The sequence below is a fragment of the Eubacterium sp. 1001713B170207_170306_E7 genome (assembly GCF_015547515.1).
Taxonomy (GTDB): Bacteria; Bacillota; Clostridia; order Eubacteriales; family Eubacteriaceae; genus Eubacterium.
This window is the reverse complement of sequence record NZ_JADMVE010000006.1, coordinates 53,761-73,569: the sequence shown is the minus strand read 5'-3', so window position 1 is coordinate 73,569 and position 19,809 is coordinate 53,761. Positions and strand designations below refer to the sequence as shown.

At 50.7% G+C, this 19,809-nt stretch carries 16 protein-coding genes; 1 reads left to right on the top strand and 15 read right to left on the bottom strand.

Annotation, left to right across the window (positions count from 1 at the left end; translation table 11 throughout):
• Positions 1 to 103: 103 nt before the first annotated feature.
• The 9 genes from I2B62_RS14890 to I2B62_RS14850 form a co-directional block, all read right to left on the bottom strand.
• Positions 104 to 790, bottom strand: a complete 687-nt coding sequence (locus tag I2B62_RS14890; protein WP_195269864.1) for a TIGR00266 family protein — start codon at positions 788 to 790, stop codon at positions 104 to 106.
• Between the two features lie 101 nt (positions 791 to 891).
• Entirely contained in the window at positions 892 to 2,595 is a 1,704-nt protein-coding gene (locus I2B62_RS14885; protein WP_195269863.1) for a phospho-sugar mutase, read from the bottom strand.
• A 205-nt stretch (positions 2,596 to 2,800) separates the two neighbouring features.
• Positions 2,801 to 3,673, bottom strand: a complete 873-nt coding sequence (galU, locus tag I2B62_RS14880) for a UTP--glucose-1-phosphate uridylyltransferase GalU (protein WP_195269862.1) — start codon at positions 3,671 to 3,673, stop codon at positions 2,801 to 2,803.
• Positions 3,674 to 3,690: 17 nt separating this feature from the next.
• A complete protein-coding gene (locus I2B62_RS14875) occupies positions 3,691 to 5,013 on the bottom strand; it encodes a nucleotide sugar dehydrogenase (protein WP_195269861.1) in 1,323 nt (440 codons plus the stop codon).
• A 179-nt stretch (positions 5,014 to 5,192) separates the two neighbouring features.
• Positions 5,193 to 5,642, bottom strand: a complete 450-nt coding sequence (gene rpiB, locus I2B62_RS14870) for a ribose 5-phosphate isomerase B (protein WP_195269860.1) — start codon at positions 5,640 to 5,642, stop codon at positions 5,193 to 5,195.
• Between the two features lie 137 nt (positions 5,643 to 5,779).
• Positions 5,780 to 6,817, bottom strand: a complete 1,038-nt coding sequence (locus tag I2B62_RS14865; RefSeq protein WP_195269859.1) for an L-threonylcarbamoyladenylate synthase — start codon at positions 6,815 to 6,817, stop codon at positions 5,780 to 5,782.
• 22 nt (positions 6,818 to 6,839) lie between these two features.
• Positions 6,840 to 8,273 (bottom strand): nicotinate phosphoribosyltransferase, encoded by a 1,434-nt coding sequence (locus I2B62_RS14860; RefSeq protein ID WP_195269858.1) that lies wholly within the window; start codon positions 8,271 to 8,273, stop codon positions 6,840 to 6,842.
• Positions 8,274 to 8,446: 173 nt separating this feature from the next.
• Positions 8,447 to 10,288: a diguanylate cyclase gene (locus tag I2B62_RS14855; RefSeq protein ID WP_195269857.1), complete on the bottom strand. Its 1,842-nt coding sequence runs from the start codon at positions 10,286 to 10,288 to the stop codon at positions 8,447 to 8,449.
• A 115-nt stretch (positions 10,289 to 10,403) separates the two neighbouring features.
• Complete coding sequence (locus I2B62_RS14850) at positions 10,404 to 12,080, bottom strand: YfjI family protein (RefSeq protein WP_195269856.1); 1,677 nt, start codon at positions 12,078 to 12,080, stop codon at positions 10,404 to 10,406.
• Between the two features lie 192 nt (positions 12,081 to 12,272).
• On the opposite strand from I2B62_RS14850, the gene I2B62_RS14845 reads away from it, so the two are divergent.
• Positions 12,273 to 13,016 (top strand): helix-turn-helix transcriptional regulator, encoded by a 744-nt coding sequence (locus I2B62_RS14845; protein WP_195269855.1) that lies wholly within the window; start codon positions 12,273 to 12,275, stop codon positions 13,014 to 13,016.
• Between the two features lie 73 nt (positions 13,017 to 13,089).
• Here I2B62_RS14845 and I2B62_RS14840 read toward each other — a convergent pair whose 3' ends face one another.
• From I2B62_RS14840 to I2B62_RS14815, 6 genes are all read right to left on the bottom strand, one after another.
• Positions 13,090 to 13,680, bottom strand: coding sequence for a prepilin-type N-terminal cleavage/methylation domain-containing protein (locus I2B62_RS14840; protein ID WP_195269854.1), 591 nt, complete (start codon positions 13,678 to 13,680; stop codon positions 13,090 to 13,092).
• A 33-nt stretch (positions 13,681 to 13,713) separates the two neighbouring features.
• Complete coding sequence (locus I2B62_RS14835) at positions 13,714 to 14,934, bottom strand: prepilin-type N-terminal cleavage/methylation domain-containing protein (protein ID WP_195269853.1); 1,221 nt, start codon at positions 14,932 to 14,934, stop codon at positions 13,714 to 13,716.
• Positions 14,935 to 14,969: 35 nt separating this feature from the next.
• Entirely contained in the window at positions 14,970 to 15,923 is a 954-nt protein-coding gene (locus tag I2B62_RS14830; RefSeq protein ID WP_195269852.1) for a hypothetical protein, read from the bottom strand.
• A 14-nt stretch (positions 15,924 to 15,937) separates the two neighbouring features.
• Complete coding sequence (locus I2B62_RS14825) at positions 15,938 to 17,065, bottom strand: prepilin-type N-terminal cleavage/methylation domain-containing protein (RefSeq protein WP_195269851.1); 1,128 nt, start codon at positions 17,063 to 17,065, stop codon at positions 15,938 to 15,940.
• 392 nt (positions 17,066 to 17,457) lie between these two features.
• Positions 17,458 to 18,258 carry a hypothetical protein gene (locus tag I2B62_RS14820; RefSeq protein WP_195269850.1) on the bottom strand — a complete coding sequence of 267 codons (801 nt, stop codon included), beginning with the start codon at positions 18,256 to 18,258 and terminating at the stop codon, positions 17,458 to 17,460.
• Positions 18,255 to 19,802: a pilus assembly protein PilM gene (locus I2B62_RS14815; protein ID WP_195269849.1), complete on the bottom strand. Its 1,548-nt coding sequence runs from the start codon at positions 19,800 to 19,802 to the stop codon at positions 18,255 to 18,257. Before I2B62_RS14815 ends, I2B62_RS14820 begins: the two co-directional genes overlap by 4 nt.
• Between the last annotated feature and the right edge of the window lie 7 nt (positions 19,803 to 19,809).

Below are 19,809 nucleotides of genomic sequence, written 5' to 3'. Positions count from 1 at the left end.
CACACTTTTCCTTTCCTTCATTTACTTTATTTTACCACACCAATGGCATAAAAACAAAAGAATCCACTCCGCATAGGTGGGTGGATTCTTGTCCGTTTCAGTCTCAGGTGCTGGTAGTGGTGGGCATGTAGGGGATCAGCGCTTTGGCCAGCTTGTCCACCGGCATGCTCTGGAGCACGACCCGGCCCGGCCCGGTCAGCGTGGCAAAGAACAGCCCCTCGCCGCTGAACAGGATATTTTTTGCGCCCTTTACCTGGGTCACGTCAAAGCTGACCTTTTCCTCAAAGACCGCGATGTGTCCCTGATCCACGTTCAGCTGCTGTCCCGGATCCAGTGTGTACTCGACCGTGGTGCCATTGAGCTCCAGGAACACAAGGCCCGGCCCGGTGAGCTTCTGGAGAATAAAACCCGCGCCGCCAAAAACCCCGGTTTTAACGCTCTTCTTAAAGAAAATAGAGAAATCCACCGATTCCTCCGCCGCCAGAAAAGCCGTCTTGGCGCAGATAATGGACTGTCCGGCCTCCAGGTGCACCGCGCGGATATTGCCCGGGAAGGAGGCTGAAAAAGCGATCCGCCCCTTGTCCGCCTGGCAGGTATAGGTGGTCAGAAACATCGAGTTGCCGCTGAAGCTGCGCTTGATGGCCTTTAACGCCCCGCCCCGGGTGCTGGTTTCCATTTCAAAGCAGGGGTCCATCCAGGACATGCCCCCGGATTCGGTATAAATCTGCTCGCCCCGGTCCAGCACAAGCTCTACGACTGGCAGGGTGTCGCCGATAATTTCATATTTCATTTTTTACTCCTCATTTGTAAAAAGCCGCCCGAAATCCCGAAAACCGTCTTTTCAGGATTTCGGGGGCTGTTCTGTCCGCAGACGCCTTATTCTGTCAGGGCTTAACCCTCGATGATTTCATTCACTGCCTTTTTCAGAATTTCCATTTTTTCCTCGGCCCGCTCACGGCTCTTGCCCGTAACCGAGTAGTAAACCTTCAGCTTCGGCTCAGTGCCTGAAGGTCTCAGGGCGTACCAGGAATTTTCGTTAAAGACAAATTTAAGCACATTGGATTTTGGCAGGTCGATGGCGGTTTTCTGGCCCGTTGCCACCTCCAGGCTTTCCTTTGACTGGTAGTCGTTGTAGGTCACCAGCTTTTCGTCGGCAAAGGCGTCGAAATGGCCGGCGCGGAATTTTTCCATGATGCTGGCGATCTGCTTCTTGCCCTCAATGCCCTCCAGGGTCATGGACTGGATCCCCTCGATGAAATAGCCAAATTTCTGGTACAGTCCTTCCAGCGCGTCGTACAGGGTCATGCCCTGTTTCTTATAGTAGTCGGCCATCTCGCAGACCAGCGCGGAGGCCAGCACTGCGTCCTTGTCACGGGCATAGCCGCCGGCCAGGTAGCCGTAGCTTTCCTCATAGCCAAAGGCAAAGGTCTTTTCGCCAGTCTTTTCATATTCGGTCATGTGTTCGCCGATGTATTTAAAGCCGGTGAGCACATCCACCACCTCGGCGCCGTTCGCTTTGGCCACGATGCCGCCCAGCTCGCTGGTGACAATGGTCTTGATGACCACCTTGTTGTCGGGCAGCTCCGTGCGGGTTTTGAGGAAATAGTCCACCAGCAGCGCGCCGGTCTGGTTCCCGGTAAAGACCACGAACTCGCCCTCGGCGTTGCGTCCGACCACGCCCACACGGTCGCAGTCCGGGTCGGTGCCGATGATGATGTCCACATCCTGCGCTTCAGGCATTTCCATGGCAATGTTAAACACAGAGCGTTCCTCCGGATTGGGGTAGGACACGGTCGGGAAGCTGCCGTCCGGCTGTTCCTGCTCGGCCACCACGGTCACGTTCTTATAGCCCAGATCGTCCAGCACCCGGCGCACCGGCACGTTGCCGCTGCCGTGGATCGGGGTGTAGATCACCTTTAAGTCACTGCCCGGATTGGCCTTTGCCACCGCTTCGACCGCAGCGGCGTAAGCGTCATCCACTTCCTTACCGATGATCTGGATCATGCCGTCTGCCACAGCGGTCTGCATGTTGGCCAGCGGAATATCAAAGTAGTTGTCAATCTTTTCAATTTCAGCCACCAGCTCATCGGCCGCCGGGGAGACCATCTGTCCGCCGTCGGAGCCGTAAACCTTATAGCCGTTGTATTCCTTGGGGTTGTGGGAGGCCGTGATGACGATCCCGCCCGCAGCGCCCACGTGGCGTACCGTAAAGGACAGCACCGGTGTGGGTCTCAGGCTTTCAAACAGGTAGGCCTGAACGCCCATGGCCGCCAGCACACGGGCCGCGGTCTGGGCGAACTCAGCCGATTTATTTCTGGAGTCAAAGGCGATGGCGACACCCTTTTCCGCATTCTTGGGGTCGGCCCCCAGCAGGTATCTGCCCAGGCCATAGGTCGCCTTTGCCACAATATAAACGTTCATCCGGTTAATGCCCGCGCCGATCTTACCGCGCATGCCGCCCGTGCCGAACTCCAGATCCTGATAAAAACGGTCCTCGATCTCACCCTCGTCGGTCATTGCTTCAAGCTCTGCACGCAAATCCGCGTTCAGCTCCGGATAATCTTTCCATAGTTGATATACTTCTTTGTAGCCCATTGTGTTCCTCCTTATATGATTTATAGTCATTGATTTCGGTTACATAAATCTATTATACCCGAAATAACGGTTTGACTCAACACAAATGCGTGGCAATTTCTGTAAAACTTCTATAAAATTTCCACAAAAAACAACAGGGAACACACCGCTCCGGCGGGCGGCCTAAGCCCCCGCTCCGGATTGCGCGTCCCCATTACGCTGCTCGTTAATGCTGATGAAAATAATTTTTCAGGTATTCGGTAAAACGTTCCTCAAGCCCCGGTGTGCGCAGGCCGTACTCCACTGTGGCCTCCAGAAAGCCCAGCTTGTCGCCTACGTCGTAGCGGCGGCCCTTAAAGTCATAGGCCAGAATCCGCTGTTTTTCGCCCAGGGTTTTCAGGCCGTCGGTCAGCTGTATCTCGCCGCCGGCACCCTTTCCGGTGTTTTCCAGAATGTCGAAGATGGCCGGCGTGATGATATAGCGCCCCAAAATGGCCAGGTTGGACGGCGCCGTGCCGATGGCCGGCTTTTCAACCATATTGTCCACCTCAAAAATATCCCCGGTCACCGGCTTGCCCGAGACAATGCCGTATTTGTCCACCTGGTCATCCGGCACAGTCTGCACGCCGATCACAGAGGCCTGGTACTCGTTAAAGACCTCGATCATCTGCTTCAGGGCCGGCTTTTCCGGGTTGTAGACAATGTCGTCCCCCAGCACCACCGCAAAGGGCTCGTCACCCACAAATTCCTTGGCGCAGAGCACCGCGTGGCCCAGGCCCTTGGCCTCCTTCTGGCGCACGGTAAAGATGCGGGCCATATTGGTAATGTCCTCGATCATCTTGAGCTCCTCGGTTTTGCCCTTCATCTGCAGATTAAACTCCAGCTCCGGCACATTGTCAAAGTGGTTGGTGATAATGTCCTTGTTCCGCCCGGTGATGATCAGGATTTCCTGAATACCGGAGTCCACAATCTCCTCGATGATGTACTGAATTGTCGGCTTGTCCACAATGGGCAGCATTTCCTTTGGCACAGACTTGGTGACTGGCAGAAAACGGGTGCCCAGACCCGCTGCCGGAATGACCGCTTTTTTTACTTTCATAATTCCTCCTGCAATGCTTAATGCATCCCTAATCCATAGTATTTAAAGAGCTGCCGAACCTCCCTGCGCTTGACAAAAAGGTTCTGCAGGTCGATGAGTATATCGCCCTTCATTTTTTCCTTCAACTGGTTTTCGTCAGTGGCCCGGGTGTTCGGCCACTTGGTCAGCACCACCAGGGCGTCGGCATCCTCCGCCGCTCCGTAGATGTCCTCGCAAAAGGTGATGGCGTCCTTTTCCTTAAACAGGCGCCACTTAGCCTGCTGGTAGCCGTCGGGATTGTAAATCCGCAGGCTGGCCTCCTTTTCCACCAGGCTCCTGATAATGTCCAGCGACGGCGCTTCCCGGAGGTCGTCGGTACCAAAATCCGGGGCCAGCCCCAGAATCCCGATGGTCTTTCCAGCCACGCCGCCCATGATGTTCTCAATTTTCGCCACACATTTCTGCTTTTGGCACTCATTGGCCGTGATGGCCCCACTGAGAACCTCGGCGGTCTCGTCCGCCTCCTGAGCGATGCGCACCATGGCGCGGGCCGTTTTCGGCAGAATACTGCCGCCGTAGCCCGGGCCCGGATCCATCAGCTGGGGCGAAATCCGGGAATCCCTGCCCATGATCTTGGTGGTCATGTCCACGTCGATGTCCAGCTTCTCGCACAGCATGGCCAGCTCATTGATGTAGGCGGTTTTCACCGCGATCAGGCCGCTGATGGCGTAGTCAGCCATCTCCACCTCTGCCGGGGAGGCGTCGATGATTTTGTTCATCACAATACCCGTCTCACGGTACAGACGGCGTATCTTCTCACGGGCCTCCTCGTTATCCGCGCCGATGGCCACAAACCGGGGCCGCTCAATGTCCTTCAAAAAGCTGCCGGGCTTGGCAAAGGACGGCGAGGACACCACATCAAAACGAATGGCCTCCTCCCGCTCGTCGAGGGCCTTCTGAATGGTTTCCTCGATCACCACCGACGAGCCCGGCGGCACGCTGGATTTTAACACCACAATCTTGGGCGACTCCATCTGGCTGCCGATGCTCTGGGCAATGGCCTTTACAAACCGCAGGCTGGGCATGTGCTCGTCATCCTCGGGAACCTCACAGGTAATGAAAATAACCTCCGACTCCTTGATAACCTTGCGCAGATGGCCGGTAAACTCCAGATTTCCCGTCGCCTCAGCCTCGGCCACCACCCGCTCCAGTCCAGATTCGTAGCCGGGAAATTCGCCTTCCTTCACGGCATTGACAATTTCTTCATCCATGTCGGTGCAGTAAACCCGATGCCCGCCGCGGGCAAAGGAAGCCGCGTACGCCAGTCCCAGGACTCCTGCGCCTATTACACTAATGATCAATTTGCTCTCCTTCAAAATAAACACCGCTCTTCTCAGCAGTATTTAGTGCTTTATAAATGGTATACTTAATATCAGATTATAACACAAACACCGCTGGTTTTCCATTAGAAATTCTGATTCCAGGGCATAGAAAAAGCCTCCCGAAATCCTGAAAAGGGATTTTAGGAGGCCTGATGGTCTTATTTATCGTATTTTTTCTCAATGTCGCCGATCATGTCGATGCGGCGCTGGTGGCGGCCGCCCTCAAACTCGGTGTGCAGCCAGGTCTTGACAATGTTCTTTGCCAGGTCGTCGCCCAGAACACGGCCGCCCAGCACCAGCACGTTGGAGTCGTTGTGGCGTCTGGTCATCTCAGCCATGTATTCGTTGGTGCAGAGTGAGCCGCGGATACCGGGAACCTTGTTCACCGCGATGGAGATGCCCACGCCGGTGCCGCAGATCGCAATCCCGCGGTCATACCCGCCGCCTGCCACGGCTTCGGCAACCTTCTGTCCATATACCGGATAATCCACTGATTCCGCTGTTTCAGGGCCCATGTCCGTATAGTCGATGCCTTCCTCGCGAAGCAATGCCATCACCACCTGTTTCAGCTCAAAACCGCCGTGATCCGATCCAATAGCTAATTTCATTTGAGTTCCCTCCGATTCGTTTTTATTTATTATAACATACTTTCCCAATTTTAACGATAGTAAACATAGAGAAACTTTGTGAAAATAATGCATCAAAAAGCAACCCGTACCGCAGCGGTACGGGTTGCTTTTCTGTTTCATATAAAATGGTAGCCGCCGGCCTTGTACAGCCGGTTGGCCAGCGCCAGGGTATCGTTGCCCACCTCGATGTCCTCGGCGTAGATTTTCTCAATGCCCAGGTCGTCAAAGGTGCGCAGCCGGGCGAAAAGGTTGTGGCTCATCTCCTCCGGGTCCTCACGGCTACCCAGCGAAATGATGATGCCAGAATGGTAATTGCCCATGGTCTCATCGGTTGCCAGAATGCCGATTTTCATTTCCTCGTGCTTCTTGATATGGCGGTTGATTTTCTCCACCTTTTCGGCGTCTGTGCCCTTCACGATGACCAGATCACCCTTTGGCGAGTAATGGGTGTACTTCATGCCCGGCGATTTGGCCTTTTCCGGGATCACGTTCTCGATGGCGTTGGGCGATACCTGCACCCTGCCGATGACAGACTCCAGCTCCGCCACAGTCACGCCGCCCGGACGCAGCACGGTCGGCGGCTCGGTGGTGGTGTCCACTACGGTGGACTCCAGGCCCACGTCCGTATCCTCCGAGACGATGATGGCCGATACCCGGCCCATCATATCCTCGATCACATGCTCGCTTTTGGTCGGGCTGGGCCGTCCGGAAATATTGGCGCTGGGCGCGGCAATGGGTACCCCCGCCGACTTGATCAGCCCCTGGGCAATCCGGTTGGAGGGAAAGCGCACCGCCACGGTGTCCAGTCCCGCGGTCACAATTTCCGGCACCTCGCCGCTTTTATGCATGATCAGCGTGAGGGGGCCGGGCCAGAAGGCGTCCATGAGCTTTTCGGCCTTTTCTGGCACCTCCGTCACCAGTTTTTTCAGGTCGGCCCGGTCGGCAATGTGCACGATGAGCGGATTATCCGCGGGGCGTCCTTTCGCTTCAAAGATTTTTTTCACGGCGTTTTCGTCCAGGGCATTGGCCCCCAGACCGTACACCGTTTCGGTCGGAAACACCACGGTTTCTCCCATGGCAATCAGTTCTCCGGCCTTGGTCAGATGGACGGCCCCGAGCAGGGGACTGTCCGTTCTAAATAGTTCTGTTTTCATAAGATCAACCTACTGTATTTTTTTATTCTGCCTCGCTCAGCAGCTGCTGCTTCATATCCCAGAGCGGCTGGGAGAGATCCACGTGGTACACGTGGGGGTTCACCATACGCTTAAAGGTCGGCCACAGGGTTTCCTTTTCCTGGACCAGCCGGTCGTGGATTTGACGGATGGACGGCTTTTCATACACGCATTTCCCGTCCACAAACACCGGTACCAGCAGCTCCTTCACGTAATAATCCGTGATGGTGCGCTTTTTCCAGGTGTGCATGGGGTGAAAGATGGTGAGGGGCTGGCTTTCGTCAATGGTCTCGGATTCCAGGGTCATCAGGTCGGCCAGCGCCATGTTGTTGCTCCGGCCGTAAATCCGGTAAATTTTCTTATAGCCCGGATTGGTGATTTTCCAGGGATCGTTGGAGACCTTGAGCTTGGGCTTGCCGTCGATTTCCGCCAGTTTATATACCCCGCCCAGGGCCGGGCAATCATAGGCCGTGATGAGCTTGGTGCCAATGCCCCAGGAGTCGATTTTGGCGCCCTGGAGCTTCAGGTCCTTGATCAGGTATTCGTCCAGGTCGGAGGAGGCGCAGATGGACGCGTCCTGAAGTCCGGCCGCGTCCAGCAGCTTGCGGGCTTCGGCCGTCAGGTAAGCCAGGTCGCCCGAGTCGATCCGGATACCGTATTTTCCGGTAATACCGCCCTCGGCCAGCGCTTTTTTAAAGACCTTGATGGCATTGGGCACTCCCTGCTCCAGGGTGTTGTAGGTGTCCACCAGCAGGGTGGCGTTCTGGGGATTGTATTTGACAAACTTCTCAAAGGCCTCCAGCTCTGTGTCGTAGCTGAGAATAAAGCTGTGGGACATGGTGCCCATGGAGGGGCGGTCCAGCATGGCCTCAGTTTCCACCACCGAGGTGCCCACACAGCCGCCGATAACCGCGGCGCGCGCCCCGAAATAGCCGGCCTCGGTGCCGTGGGCCCGGCGCAGGCCAAACTCCATGACCGCGCCGCCGCGGGCTTCCTCCACAATGCGGGAGGCCTTGGTGGCGATGAGGGTCTGGTGGTTGATGATGCTCAGGATTGTGGTCTCCACCAGCTGCGCCTGCACCAGCGGCGCCTTGACCCTTATAATGGGCTCAAAGGGGAAGAAAATCGTGCCCTCCGGCAGGGCGTAGAGCTCTCCGGTAAATTTAAAATGACGCAGATAGTTGATAAACTTATCTGAAAATTCCGGGTGGTTCTTTTTAAGAAGCTGGACATCCGCTTCCTCAAAGGCCAGTCCCTCTATATATTCGATGACCTGCTCCAGGCCGGCGGCCACAGTGTAACCGCCGCTGAAGGGGTTATTTCTGATAAAAACATCAAAGACAGCCATTTCATCCTGCTTGCCGTCCTCAACATAAACGTTGCCCATACTCATCTGGTACAAGTCCGTGGCGAGCTGGAGTTTCCGTTCAAACTGCATAAGTCTCTCCTTTATCACACATCGGTTTATCCGTTTTTTTGATGGATGTGTGTTTCAACCTCTATTGTAGCACTTCAGCCCGTTCAATTCCAATTCTTTTCAAAAATTTCCACGCCGGGCCTCCCGAAATCCCGAAAAAGGAGCCGGCACTGCCGGCTCCTCATTTCCTGTGCTTATTCGTTCGTCTCATAGACCGCGTACTGGTTTTTGCCCTTGCGCTTGGCCTCGTACATGGCCGCGTCCGCGTGGCTGTACAGGCTCTTGAAGTCTTTTTCGCCGCGCTCAGCGATCACCACGCCCAGGCTGCAGCTCACATACTGCTCACCGCTCACTGGAATCCGGCGAAATTCTGCGATCAGCTCCCGGGCCCGTTTCAGGATATCCTCACGGGCGCCGGCGTTTCGCAGAAAAATGGCGAACTCGTCGCCGCCGATACGTCCCACCACATCCGTACTCCGGAACAGGCGCAGCAGGCAGTCCGCAAGGTCCCGGAGCACCTGGTCGCCCACACTGTGGCCGTAGGTGTCGTTGATCGCCTTGAAATCGTCAATGTCCAGCAGGAAAAACCCGTGGCAGTAAGTCTCCCGCTGCTCGTTTTTCAGAATAAAGGTAATCTGTTCCTCGGTGGCCTTTTTATTATAGAGATTGGTCAGCGAATCCCGGCTCGCCTGGTTCACGAGCTGAGCCTCACGCTTTTTCCGGGCGTCAATATCCTCGATCAGGCCCATGATCCGGCGCACCCGGCCCTGATGGTCCTTAATGCCTGTCAGGCGCACCCGGCACCAGTAGGTGCTGGTGTCTGCCCTCAGCACCTGGTATTCCTCCTCGCCGTGCTCCAGGCCGCCACGCACGCTTTCCAGAAAGCCGATAAAGGACAGAGATTCCGGCGTGTCCACAATGCCGCCGTTCTCGATATCGTCGAGCCGGGGCGTGTAACCCATCTGCTCCTGCCAGCCCTGGGAGCAGGTCAGGGTATTGTCCTGCAGATCCCACTCAAAGAACAGCGCGTCCATATTTTCAAGCAGCACCCGGTAGCGCGCGTTGTCCATTTGGGAGCGCTCCTGACGCTCCTGCTCCCTGCGCTCGTTTCTCCGGTGGTTCACAGCAAGGTAAACGCCTGTGAACACCAGCGCCAGGCCGATTTTAGCGCCGAGGATCAGGGCCATCTGGTTAATGTAATCCGCCTGCTTCATGATCACCCGGTCCGGCACAACCGTCACCACATACCAGTCGTTGATGGTGGTGGGCACATAGCAGAAACGCCAGGTTCCGCCCTCGCCCTCAAAGGAGGCATAGCCCGACTCGCCCCGGTCCATCTTCTCACGGACAGACCGTTTAGAATCGCCGTCGGTTGACCACTTTTTAACATCCACCTCATTGTTCGCCGGCTTCAGGATATAGCTGCCGTCCGGCTGCACCACGTAGGTAATGCTCTGGCCGCCGTAGACCTCCATATTTACCACGTTGCTAAAGGTCTCCGTCAGATAGGAGCCCGACAGCACACCAATGATGGCGCCGTCCCTGTACACCGGCACGGCCACCGCAAAGCCGTCTTTGCCAGTCTGCTCAAAAAACAGAATCCCCGACACCGCGTTTTCTCCCGTCATGGCCCGCTTAAAATAATCGCAGCCGCTCTGGTCCAGCGCCTCTCCGGCCGAAGTGTAGGCCATGCCGTCCGCCTTAATATAGGACATACGGTCAAAGGAATAGTTGTCACGCCCCAGCCCCAGATTGCGGATCACCATTTCCGGGTTGTCCACAGAGCCGTCCGCCACCATAATGGCCGCCAGGCTGTGGAGAAACTCAAAATCCCGTTGGACCTGGGTTTCCAGAAGCAGCGCGCCCTCCTGGTTCATCTCACGCAAGGTCTGCTCGGCATTCTCATGGACCGAGGAGCGCACCCGCTTTGAAAAATCAACAAAGGAGGCCACAATCAGAAAAACAATCAGAGCCGCAAACAAAATATCCAGCGCAACCCGCCTGCCCGTCCGTCTGGTTCTTTTTTCTTTTTCCATAAAGGCAGCCCCCTTTCTTTGTCCGGTACCTTCTATGACACTATGTTACATTTTATCATAATTGCTTTCCCTTTACAAATCTTAGAAGCTTAAAACACATACCACTGGTTCAACTTCAGGATACCGCTTCAGCCGTTTCCGGCTCACCGCTTTTCGGGATTTCGGGATGCAGTTTTGTGACCGTCGAATCCTTTTTAGGCAGTATGGCCTTATATAAAAGCGGATTGATCCTGTAGCGCGCAGCCTTTGGCCGCCCATCCTTTCCTTTGTTATTTTTATCCTCGGGCAGCTCCCTCAGGTAGCCCCTTTCAATGAGCCCCATAATATAAGGCTTTTGCTCCTCATTGGTCCGCAGACGGCCGCGGCATTTCTCACGCAGCACATCGCTGGAAAACTCAGGCATTTTAAAGCCGCGGCATTTTTCCCACACATATTTCAGATTTTTGATCTCCTCGCTGTCCTCCACGGTTTTGTGCGCCGCCTTGGTGTGCTCCAGAAAATAATCGGTTAGGCGGATGGCCTTTTCCACCGTCTGTGCCGAAATCTCACGTTTCTCCACCGCCTCGCCGCCGTGCTCCATAAGGTGTAAGACCCCCGCCAGACGGATGGTCTGCCCGATGATGCGCCGGGCCGTCCTTTTAATACAGGCCAGATCCTCCTTAATCCGCTTTTGAATCTCATCGTCGTTATAGCTGATCATAAGCTCAGTCGCTTCCTCAGAAAAGCGCAGCTCATAGGGCGCGCCCACATTGCGTTCAATGGACATGATATCCCTGATTTTATTTTCATAATCCGCCAGAACCAGAGGGTCAATATTCGACGAATCCCTCAGGAGACGTTCATCAAGCTCCTTGGGAATGGCATACAAAAACCGCGAGGTCATCCCCTTTTCAATAAAATCTCTGCGCATAAAATCCTTAAGCACCCTGGGCTGGATGGAGAAGATAACCGTCAGATGAAGATGATCCACGTGCACGTGGCCCTGGCCCGCCCGGTCCTTGTCAAAGGATTCATTGCTGTACCCATGCAGGTAAATATCAATGTTGGAGCCTCCGTCCTTGCTGTAGCGTCCGCCCATAATATCAATGACGCCCCCCTCTGTCGATACCACCGACATGACCCCATCGTTCTCGGCCAGCAGGTTCTCAAGAGCCTCAGAAGTCGCGTTATCCGTAATGCGGCGCAGCTTTTTCATCGGCTTAAAGGCATCCAGCTCACGCTGGGCTTCCTCCAGATCCGAGTAATCTGCCTTGCCGCTGACACACTGCTTTTTCGCCTTGCTCACACGCTCCCTCAGCACACTGCTCCAGTTTTCATCCATTGCTATTTTCTCCCGGTTTTTCCAATTATAATCCCTCACAAAATCCTCGATGGGCTTTTTGAGCACATTCATGATCTCCGATTTGCCCGTGCCCGATTCCATCACCGTCATGGTAAACAGATTAATCCCAAGCTGATACACTGCGGCGATTCCAGGATCAACCATAAAGCGGCCCCCTTCCGCCATCGAAAACACCGAAAGCAGCGATACCGCCGCCGTATCCACTGGCGCCTGCTTACAGCCAGACAGCTGCCGGACAAAATCTTGGAGCCCGGCCGGCAGGCAGTCCAGCGGAAAATCCGGCAGACGATCCTGCACCATCTCAATTTTTTTAAGCGGCGCGTATTGCTCAATCTCCTCCTGACGGCTCAGCTCACGCATTTTTGCCTCCAGTCTCAACGCGTTGGGCGATTTCTCCCCGATTCCGCACCCATTCCCCTGTACCATTAAATCTGTGGTTGTTGACATCATCCATTACCCCTTACTTTCTTAAATTTTTAAAAACCCCTTGCCAAACCCCTGTAAATCCGTTATAATCATTATAGTGATATAAATAATATAACTTCACAAAAGTGAAACAATTAGTTTAGATATTATTACAAAGCTATGCGTTTGTCAAGTATTTTATTTCAACTTAAGAATCATTCAAGAAAAGAGGCCAAAATGTCTGAAATCAACCTATCCTATTTTCCAGCCCGGCTCCGGGAGCTCCGGAAATCCCATAAACTCACCCAGGCCGAAATGGCCGCCCGCCTCGGCGTCGCCCCGGCCAGCATCAGCTATTACGAGAACGGCGAGCGCCTGCCCGATCTGCGCGTCATGGATACCCTCTATAATGAATTTGACGTCAGCTTTGAGTACATGCTGGGCTATACCCAGCACCCCCTGCCGCCAGACCCCACCGTCCTGGATTTTCTGGACCTGAGCCCTGCCGCCTGCGACAACATCGTCCATCATTTCAACAAAACCCACAGCGACAGCGCCGCCCTCAATATTCTGCTGGCCTCCCAGAGTTTTTTTGAGTACACACGCCTGCTGGCCGATAAAGCCATCCGCCAGCTGCGCATGGAGGACACCCCGCCTGCAACGCCCGAGGACGAAAACGAGCGCCTTTTGCAGACCCTGATCGAGGAAAACATTGAAACCAGCTACCGCCAGGAAATTGATAAGCTGACCCACAGCATGGAGGCGCTGATGGTGGAAAAAGGCCGTAACCACCCCGCCTTTCAGCATATCGCCGAAAGCACGCCCAACGCGCTGGACGAATGCCTGGAGCTTCTGTACAAAGCCCGTATCTGCAAAAAAGAAGGCCGCCCCTTCCCGCCCGAGGACCAGATGCTGCTGAACTGGCACTTTAAGTGGCTTCGGGAGTTAGAGACAGAGTTTGAGGATGGTGGAGAGGAATAAAAAAGGAGATATGCCGCGGTGGCATATCTCCTTTTTTGAGGTTTTCGGGTTTTCGGGAGGCGGGATGGGAAAGTTATTTTATTTTTTCTACGGTGGTGGAAATGCCTTTGGTGCTGTCTTCTAAGATGATTATTCTATATTTTCCCTCTTTGTCAACATACCAAACAGCTTTAACAACAAATTGTCCAGAATCCTTATCCTTTCGATCAAACCATACTTTTGCACTATTAGGATATTTAAATTCGCTTGATTTATAGCTATTCCCTTCGCTGTATCGGATGGCTACTTCTATAAAGTCTCTTTTTGCGTTAGCTGATGTATTAGGCCCATCTCCGGTAACTACTTTTGTAAAATTAATATCGCCTGCAGTTAACGCTTGTATTTTTTTTCCAACCTTTTCTTTAAAACCATTTATGTTATCTGTATTTCCGTCAGCTAAATTTTCACCGCCAATTTGATTGAAAAGTTCTGTAGCCGCTGATTGTGCAGCCGTATAAACCTCACGTGCCAGAGTAATTGACGCTTTACTTCTCGCATCCTCTACAAACCCAAGCATGGCAGGAATCGTGAATGCCGCAAGGATGGCGAGGATGACGAGGACGACAATGAGTTCTACAAGGGTGAAGCCTGCTACTTTATTTCTAAACTGACTTAATAATTTCATTGATTTCCTCCGTTTTTATGGAGATATTATTTATTAATATGAATTTAACGGTATCCATTTACTTTGATCATCCAGTTCTTGTTTTAGTGTCTGCCAATTCATACTTGCAATACCTTGCCCTTCCATTTTATGTGTATAAGAATGTTCTTTTGCACTTGCATACCATAAATTATTTTCATGATCATAAACAAAATACGCACTCCAGTTAGACGCAGGAACATTTGATGCTCCCAAATAAATAAAACAATTATCCTTAGCAAAGTTCAATGGTTTGCTATTTGGACTATAAGACCCACTACTTTGTAATCCCAACATAGGCTGATAGTATAAATCTGGATTCGTTTCTAAAAACTTGATTATACGATCATATTCTGGTGACAAATCTTTTAACATTTTTTCCGAAAAATTTGTAAATTCAGGCCAACTTCCATTATAAATCTGTTTATATATATATGTTCTAATTTGGCTGTTACCACCTTGACTTGTTCCTTTATTAAAATATTTATCATGATCTATTAAAGAATTTTTATCAAGTTCACTGTGCCATATTTTCCATAAAGTCTCATACGTTCCAATATAATCTTCTCTTAGCTGCTTTGCCATTTCTTCAAAAGGATCAATCGCCTTACTTTTTTTATCCTCGTAAGATATGACCGGATTCATGAATACTTTTGACGTTTCTTCTTTATAATTAATCGTTTCAATTTCTCCGTTGTTTTTTTCCAAACGAATATTGAGATTTCTAATTGCGGCTCCGGTTTGGTAAACCTCTTCACCTTTTGTATTATAAACATAAACTGTCAAAACAAACGTTGTTTTTGTACTGTCCTTTTCATCCAGCCTAAGCGTATATGAAATCTTATTATTACGATAAAAATCCACACCGTATATGTCCTCTGGTGCTTTAACGGTTTTATCATTGGTAAATTCTAAGTATCCTTTATTTTCCTCCACAGAATTACCGCTTAATTCAAAAATATGACTATACTTAGCTTCAGACTCACCCGATAAAACTTTTGCTCTATCAATTACTTCAATCTTACCAGCATAAATCAGCCTTTCTTTCATAAACTGAAAGACACTGTCACCAATATATTTATCTGTATTCTTTACTTCATTTTCAGCAAACATTCGGTTTCCAAAGAAAAGATAGTTGCCTGCGACCAGCATCACAATGGAAGCAATCGCAAGTGTAACGATCAACTCAACTAAAGTAAAGCCTTTATTATTTCTTATTTTATTCCATTGTTTCATGCCTATTTCCTCATTTCAACCTTAGAGAACCCTGATCATTCAGCTGTACTGTACGCAATTTTCTGCCACACATCGTTTTCCTCAGATGCAGGTTTACCATTCGGATTATATCCACTTTTCTTTGTTTTTGTTGTATATCCTAAATTTCGTATCTTCTCATTGTGATTATATTTTACAGTATTGATATTATAAATGCTTATCTGGCTGTTTCCTTCATATATTATTTCAGCACTGTTGTCACCATTGATATAAATCGGGTAAGTCGTTTCAGCATTATTTTTCAGCTCAAATTTCAAAACCGCATCTTTCTCCAAATAGATAAAAACATCCGGCTCCGTTTTATCCCACTGATTTATATTGTTTATTGTAAGTGTTTGCCCCTCCAAAACATAGATAAAAATTGCTTTTCTTTTATTATTAGCAAAGAAATTTAGCGTATCGCCTTTAGTATTAGATTTCTCTAAACAATAAACCTGACTATCTTTACCAAGATTCGGCACCAGTCCTCCTCCATTAGCATTTAGTTTTATGCCACTTTCTTTTGAAGGCCATATTTCACCGTCTTGGTTACCTTTATATTTTGCCTTTAACGTTACCGTATCAGTCATATCTCCTTTACTGGCTGTAGCCGTCAAAGTTACTTCTTTAGCATTCACGTCATACGTTGCTTTTAAAGAACAATTACCCATAGTGTCCTCAAAATCAATGTTTTCCACTTCAAACGCATGACCGCCATCCTCAATTAATTTTTGATACAAAAGCGCTGTTGTAGGGTTGTCTGAGGTATCGCCATTAAGCTGTACAAAAAAGGCATCAACTGCCGAACGTGCAGTAAAATAAGTCTGCTGATGCAAATTGTTTTTTATACTTCTATTATTCATGGATAAGGCCACAGAACCGATAGCTATTCCCAACAAACCGAAGATAATACAAATGACTAAAACCCAGACAAGAGCTGAACCTGATTGATCTGATAATCTTTTTTTCATATTCCCCTCATTATTTAGTATTCAATACCCATCTTTTTCAGTTCCGCTTCCGTCATATCAGGCCGATAGTATCCCGTTGCTGAGCTGTCAGAATATTTATCTTTTTCATCTGTATCATAAGTTATTTTGAATAAATCCGTCCCAGAAGGTAAAGCATAGAAGCCCGGCGAAAGCGTTACTTCTGAAATAGTTGCTGGTGTGTTTGCATAATCTGTACATTTGGCTGTTATGGTTAAAGGCTTTGGCAAGTACAAAATAATGGATTGATTGCCTTCGCAGGTATTTAAAATAAACTGATTCGTTTCGCCCTCTATGATTACATTCTTTCGCTGATTAGATGTATAATCATATTTTACTTCGATATCAATATTAGTCTTATCCTCTGTTTCAGTACCAATATAGCATAATTTAACAGCATAAGATATTCCGCCATGGGTAGAAAAAGTCATTGGAGGTTTTCCAATAAAATAAATTTGTTTAACATTCTCGTAATACGCTTGAGTGGTTCCATGCGCTGGATAATTAGGTGTATCTGTGACAACTAAACTGGAAAAGTATCGGCCAAAAGGTCTATAAGCCAGCCATTTATTATTCGGATCATCAGGGTCTTGAGCCATATCATCGAATGCCTGAGTACAAAAAGTTCCCGTATTAAATACAATATATGAATTGTAAGGATATTGTTTCCTGTCATTGTCATAATACGCTTTGTCCGATGAAGGTGGCGTAATAACTGGTGCATCTGGTGTCTCTGGTGTTTCCGGCGTTTCTGCCGAACCTAAAGCATCTGCTTCAAAAAGTGCCATTTCCATAGCTAAAGAATCGTTGCTTTTTGTGCTTATAGCCTTTATATAACTACCATTTATAACATACATTTTACCATCATAAGTAAAGGTTGCTGTTGTTGGTGCATCCAGCTTTTTTACCGTGTAACCTTCTTCTTCAATTACTTCCAACGGTGATTCCAATCCACTCGCATTCTTCTGACTCGCATCCTTAATGGCCTCACTATTCCCCATCACCTTCAGCGCCCCATTAAACCCGGTAATCAAAATCGTCGCCGCAATCGCGAATATCGCAAAGGCTACGATCACTTCCAGCAGGGTCATGCCTTTATTGTCGAGCTTCCATTGTTTCTTCATCCATCTGCGCTCCTTTCCGGGCTTTGGCTGTATTGCCCGTGGTGCTGGACCGGTAAATTTTACCGATCATCACTTCCTGTTACCCTGACGGGCTTTTTCATTTCCTTATCACAAAGCGGGAAAGCAGTTGATAGTTGATAGTTGACAGTTGAAGTACAAATTTTCCTGTGGAAAATTTGATTAAAATCAAAATGCCAAAGGCATTTTGTTCCAAAACTATCCACTATCCACTGTCAACTATCCACTAAATCTCTTCCGTTCTCTGATCAAAAAACAAAATGATTCCAAAAGGTCCTCCCGAAATCCCGAAAAGTACCTGGCGCAGTATTTTTGGGATTTTGGGAGGTTTATCAAAGGAGAACGGGGTGTGCCCATTCTCAATTAATAGCTTGTTATTCGGTGGTGTTGGCCGCTGTGCTGCCTTTATCCACCATATACACGTTAAAGGTCACGCTCACCGTATTGGTGCCCGCGCGCAGGTTGGCGACGGTGTTGCTGCTGCCTGAACTGCTGGAACTGCTGGTGCCCGGGCTTACGTCAAAGGCGGTGATCTGCATATCGGAACGGCTGTTGACCGTGTCCAGCAAATTTTCAAACTGGCCGATGTTGCCCTGGATGGTCATGGTGACGGTACCGATGTAAATACCGCTGATGGTCGGCTCGGTGGTAGTGGTCGTACTGTTTTCATCCGTAGTGGTATTGCCCTGCATTTCGGCCAGGTCTTTCATTTCCTGGGCTTCGGTGGTGGTATCGCTGGACTCGGTGGTCTCAGCACCATCGCTGCCAAAGGTGGCCACTGTGGCGATCTCATTGGCGGTGATGGCCAGATCCTGGGCCTTAAAGCCCTCGTCCACCACCAGATTGGTGATAAGGTTATCCAGCTCGTCGTTGGTCATGCGCTTTTCGTAGCCCTCTTTTTTGGCCGACAGGTCGGCCGCTGCCGCGTCCTTGATGGTCTTATTGGCCGGCAGGCTGGCAATGGCCATTTCCATTTCCTGCTGCTTAAACTCGGCCTCGCTCCGCTCCTCGGACAGGGCCTGATATTTATTGATCCCCGGGAAAAACACCAGGTACAGGGCTGCCACGATGAGCAGGGCCATGCCTAAAATATAGAGCAGGCCTTTTTCACGCCTGGTGAACTCGTAGTTGATGTTCAGCTTAATATTGGGTTTTTTAAATTCTGGCTTTTTCATGGCTGTACAACCCCCGGTTTCAGATAGGCCACAACAGAGAAGCCGTAGCTGTCTGGCGTCGTAACGGTTTCGGTATTGGGCGTGGTGACGGTCTGGCCGCCAGGCAGCGTGGTTGTGGAGGAGCCGTTGGTCACCGTGGAGGTGCTGCCCTCGCTCAGGCTGTAGCCCTGGTACTCAATGCTGCTGAACAGGCCGGAACGATTAAGCTCGCTGACGTAGGCTGCGGCCGCAAACTCGTTGGGCGCTGAGGCGGTAATACTCACGCCGCCGGTGGTCCAGTCATAGCTCAGGGCACCCACGGTGATGTTATTGCCCAGGTTCAGCACCTGATAGACCTTATCGCTGTTGACCACCGGATAGGATTCCATGGCCTTTCGGTTCGTGTCCAGAATACTGGTCTGGCCCTGGATAAGCTTCAGAGCGCTGTCAACCTGCTGGGCCTCGGTGTACTCAGACACATTGGCGGGGTCATTGATGTATTTATTGGCCTTTTTAAGCGCCTTGTCCACATTGTAGTTCATGATGGTAAAAAAGGTAAAGCCAATGATCATGACCGCCACCACCACCAGAGGTGGAATGGCCCACTTATTTTTGACGGAAAAGGACCGCTGAGGCTTGAGCGCTGTCTTATAGCTGGTCAACAGGTTGACGTCGTTCTTTTTCTCAAAGAACAGGGCTGCCGGGTAGAAATAATCGGACAGGAGAAAGTCATCGTCGATGTTGAAATTTTCCTGGATGTTCCCGGTGTTTTCCACCGCATAGACGGCTACCTCAGTATCGTCCACATATTCCTTCAAACGGCGGACCTCATCCCTGGTCAGGCCGGCATAGTAAGCCTTGTCCAGAATATAGTCGGATTTCTGGCTTTTGTTGAACTGCACCAGTGAGGACAGCTTGGCGGCCATTTCAATGGTAAAGGCCTCGGTGCCCCGCTCGGCCATGATTCTGGCCTGGCTGGAGAAGGTGTAAACCCCATTTTCAAAAAGCGCGTACATGAGGTTATTGCCGTCCAGCATGTTGATGGCAAAGGTCTGGCTGTCGTACTCGCTGGTCGCCTCCACATAATTAATGGTGGCGTTGAGGGCGGTGTCAATGCGTCTGAGCTTGATGCCCGCCGTCTCAAAGAGGCGGATATAGCTTTCCAGCACCTCCCGCTCCACCGCGCAGCAGAGCATGTTGGTGCCCTGTTTGCCACGGATACCGCTGTAGTCAATGATCAGGTTCTCAAAATTGGTGGCGTCCTCAAATTCGTGGTGGGACAGCTCGGTGAGCTCCTTTGGCGTCATTTTGGGCACTGCCACGTTTTTGTTCACAATCAGGCTGGAGTTGATGACCAGATTGGTGTTGTGGAAATCAATATCGCCTTCCTCGTCGGCCTGGTCAATGGCGTCAAGGAGCATATCCTCGTTGGTGATCACCCCGTTGATCATGGCGCCTGGTCCCATCTCCACGGTCAGGTGCTTTGAAATGGTCAGCCTGCCGCCGCGCACATCCCCCTGGAGTATCTGAATGGCGTCGCTGCCTAAATAGATGGTTGTCTGCATACTCTCT

What these genes read in the sequence shown, in the direction of transcription:
- I2B62_RS14890 (WP_195269864.1), bottom strand. Translation starts at nt 790, where the DNA reads ATGAAATATGAAATTATCGGCGACACCCTGCCAGTCGTAGAGCTTGTG.
- I2B62_RS14885 (WP_195269863.1), bottom strand. Translation starts at nt 2,595, where the DNA reads ATGGGCTACAAAGAAGTATATCAACTATGGAAAGATTATCCGGAGCTG.
- galU (WP_195269862.1), bottom strand. Translation starts at nt 3,673, where the DNA reads ATGAAAGTAAAAAAAGCGGTCATTCCGGCAGCGGGTCTGGGCACCCGT.
- rpiB (WP_195269860.1), bottom strand. Translation starts at nt 5,642, where the DNA reads ATGAAATTAGCTATTGGATCGGATCACGGCGGTTTTGAGCTGAAACAG.
- I2B62_RS14865 (WP_195269859.1), bottom strand. Translation starts at nt 6,817, where the DNA reads ATGAAAACAGAACTATTTAGAACGGACAGTCCCCTGCTCGGGGCCGTC.
- I2B62_RS14860 (WP_195269858.1), bottom strand. Translation starts at nt 8,273, where the DNA reads ATGCAGTTTGAACGGAAACTCCAGCTCGCCACGGACTTGTACCAGATG.
- I2B62_RS14855 (WP_195269857.1), bottom strand. Translation starts at nt 10,288, where the DNA reads ATGGAAAAAGAAAAAAGAACCAGACGGACGGGCAGGCGGGTTGCGCTG.
- I2B62_RS14850 (WP_195269856.1), bottom strand. Translation starts at nt 12,080, where the DNA reads ATGATGTCAACAACCACAGATTTAATGGTACAGGGGAATGGGTGCGGA.
- I2B62_RS14845 (WP_195269855.1), top strand. Translation starts at nt 12,273, where the DNA reads ATGTCTGAAATCAACCTATCCTATTTTCCAGCCCGGCTCCGGGAGCTC.
- I2B62_RS14840 (WP_195269854.1), bottom strand. Translation starts at nt 13,680, where the DNA reads ATGAAATTATTAAGTCAGTTTAGAAATAAAGTAGCAGGCTTCACCCTT.
- I2B62_RS14835 (WP_195269853.1), bottom strand. Translation starts at nt 14,934, where the DNA reads ATGAAACAATGGAATAAAATAAGAAATAATAAAGGCTTTACTTTAGTT.
- I2B62_RS14830 (WP_195269852.1), bottom strand. Translation starts at nt 15,923, where the DNA reads ATGAAAAAAAGATTATCAGATCAATCAGGTTCAGCTCTTGTCTGGGTT.
- I2B62_RS14825 (WP_195269851.1), bottom strand. Translation starts at nt 17,065, where the DNA reads ATGAAGAAACAATGGAAGCTCGACAATAAAGGCATGACCCTGCTGGAA.
- I2B62_RS14820 (WP_195269850.1), bottom strand. Translation starts at nt 18,258, where the DNA reads ATGAAAAAGCCAGAATTTAAAAAACCCAATATTAAGCTGAACATCAAC.
- I2B62_RS14815 (WP_195269849.1), bottom strand. Translation starts at nt 19,802, where the DNA reads ATGCAGACAACCATCTATTTAGGCAGCGACGCCATTCAGATACTCCAG.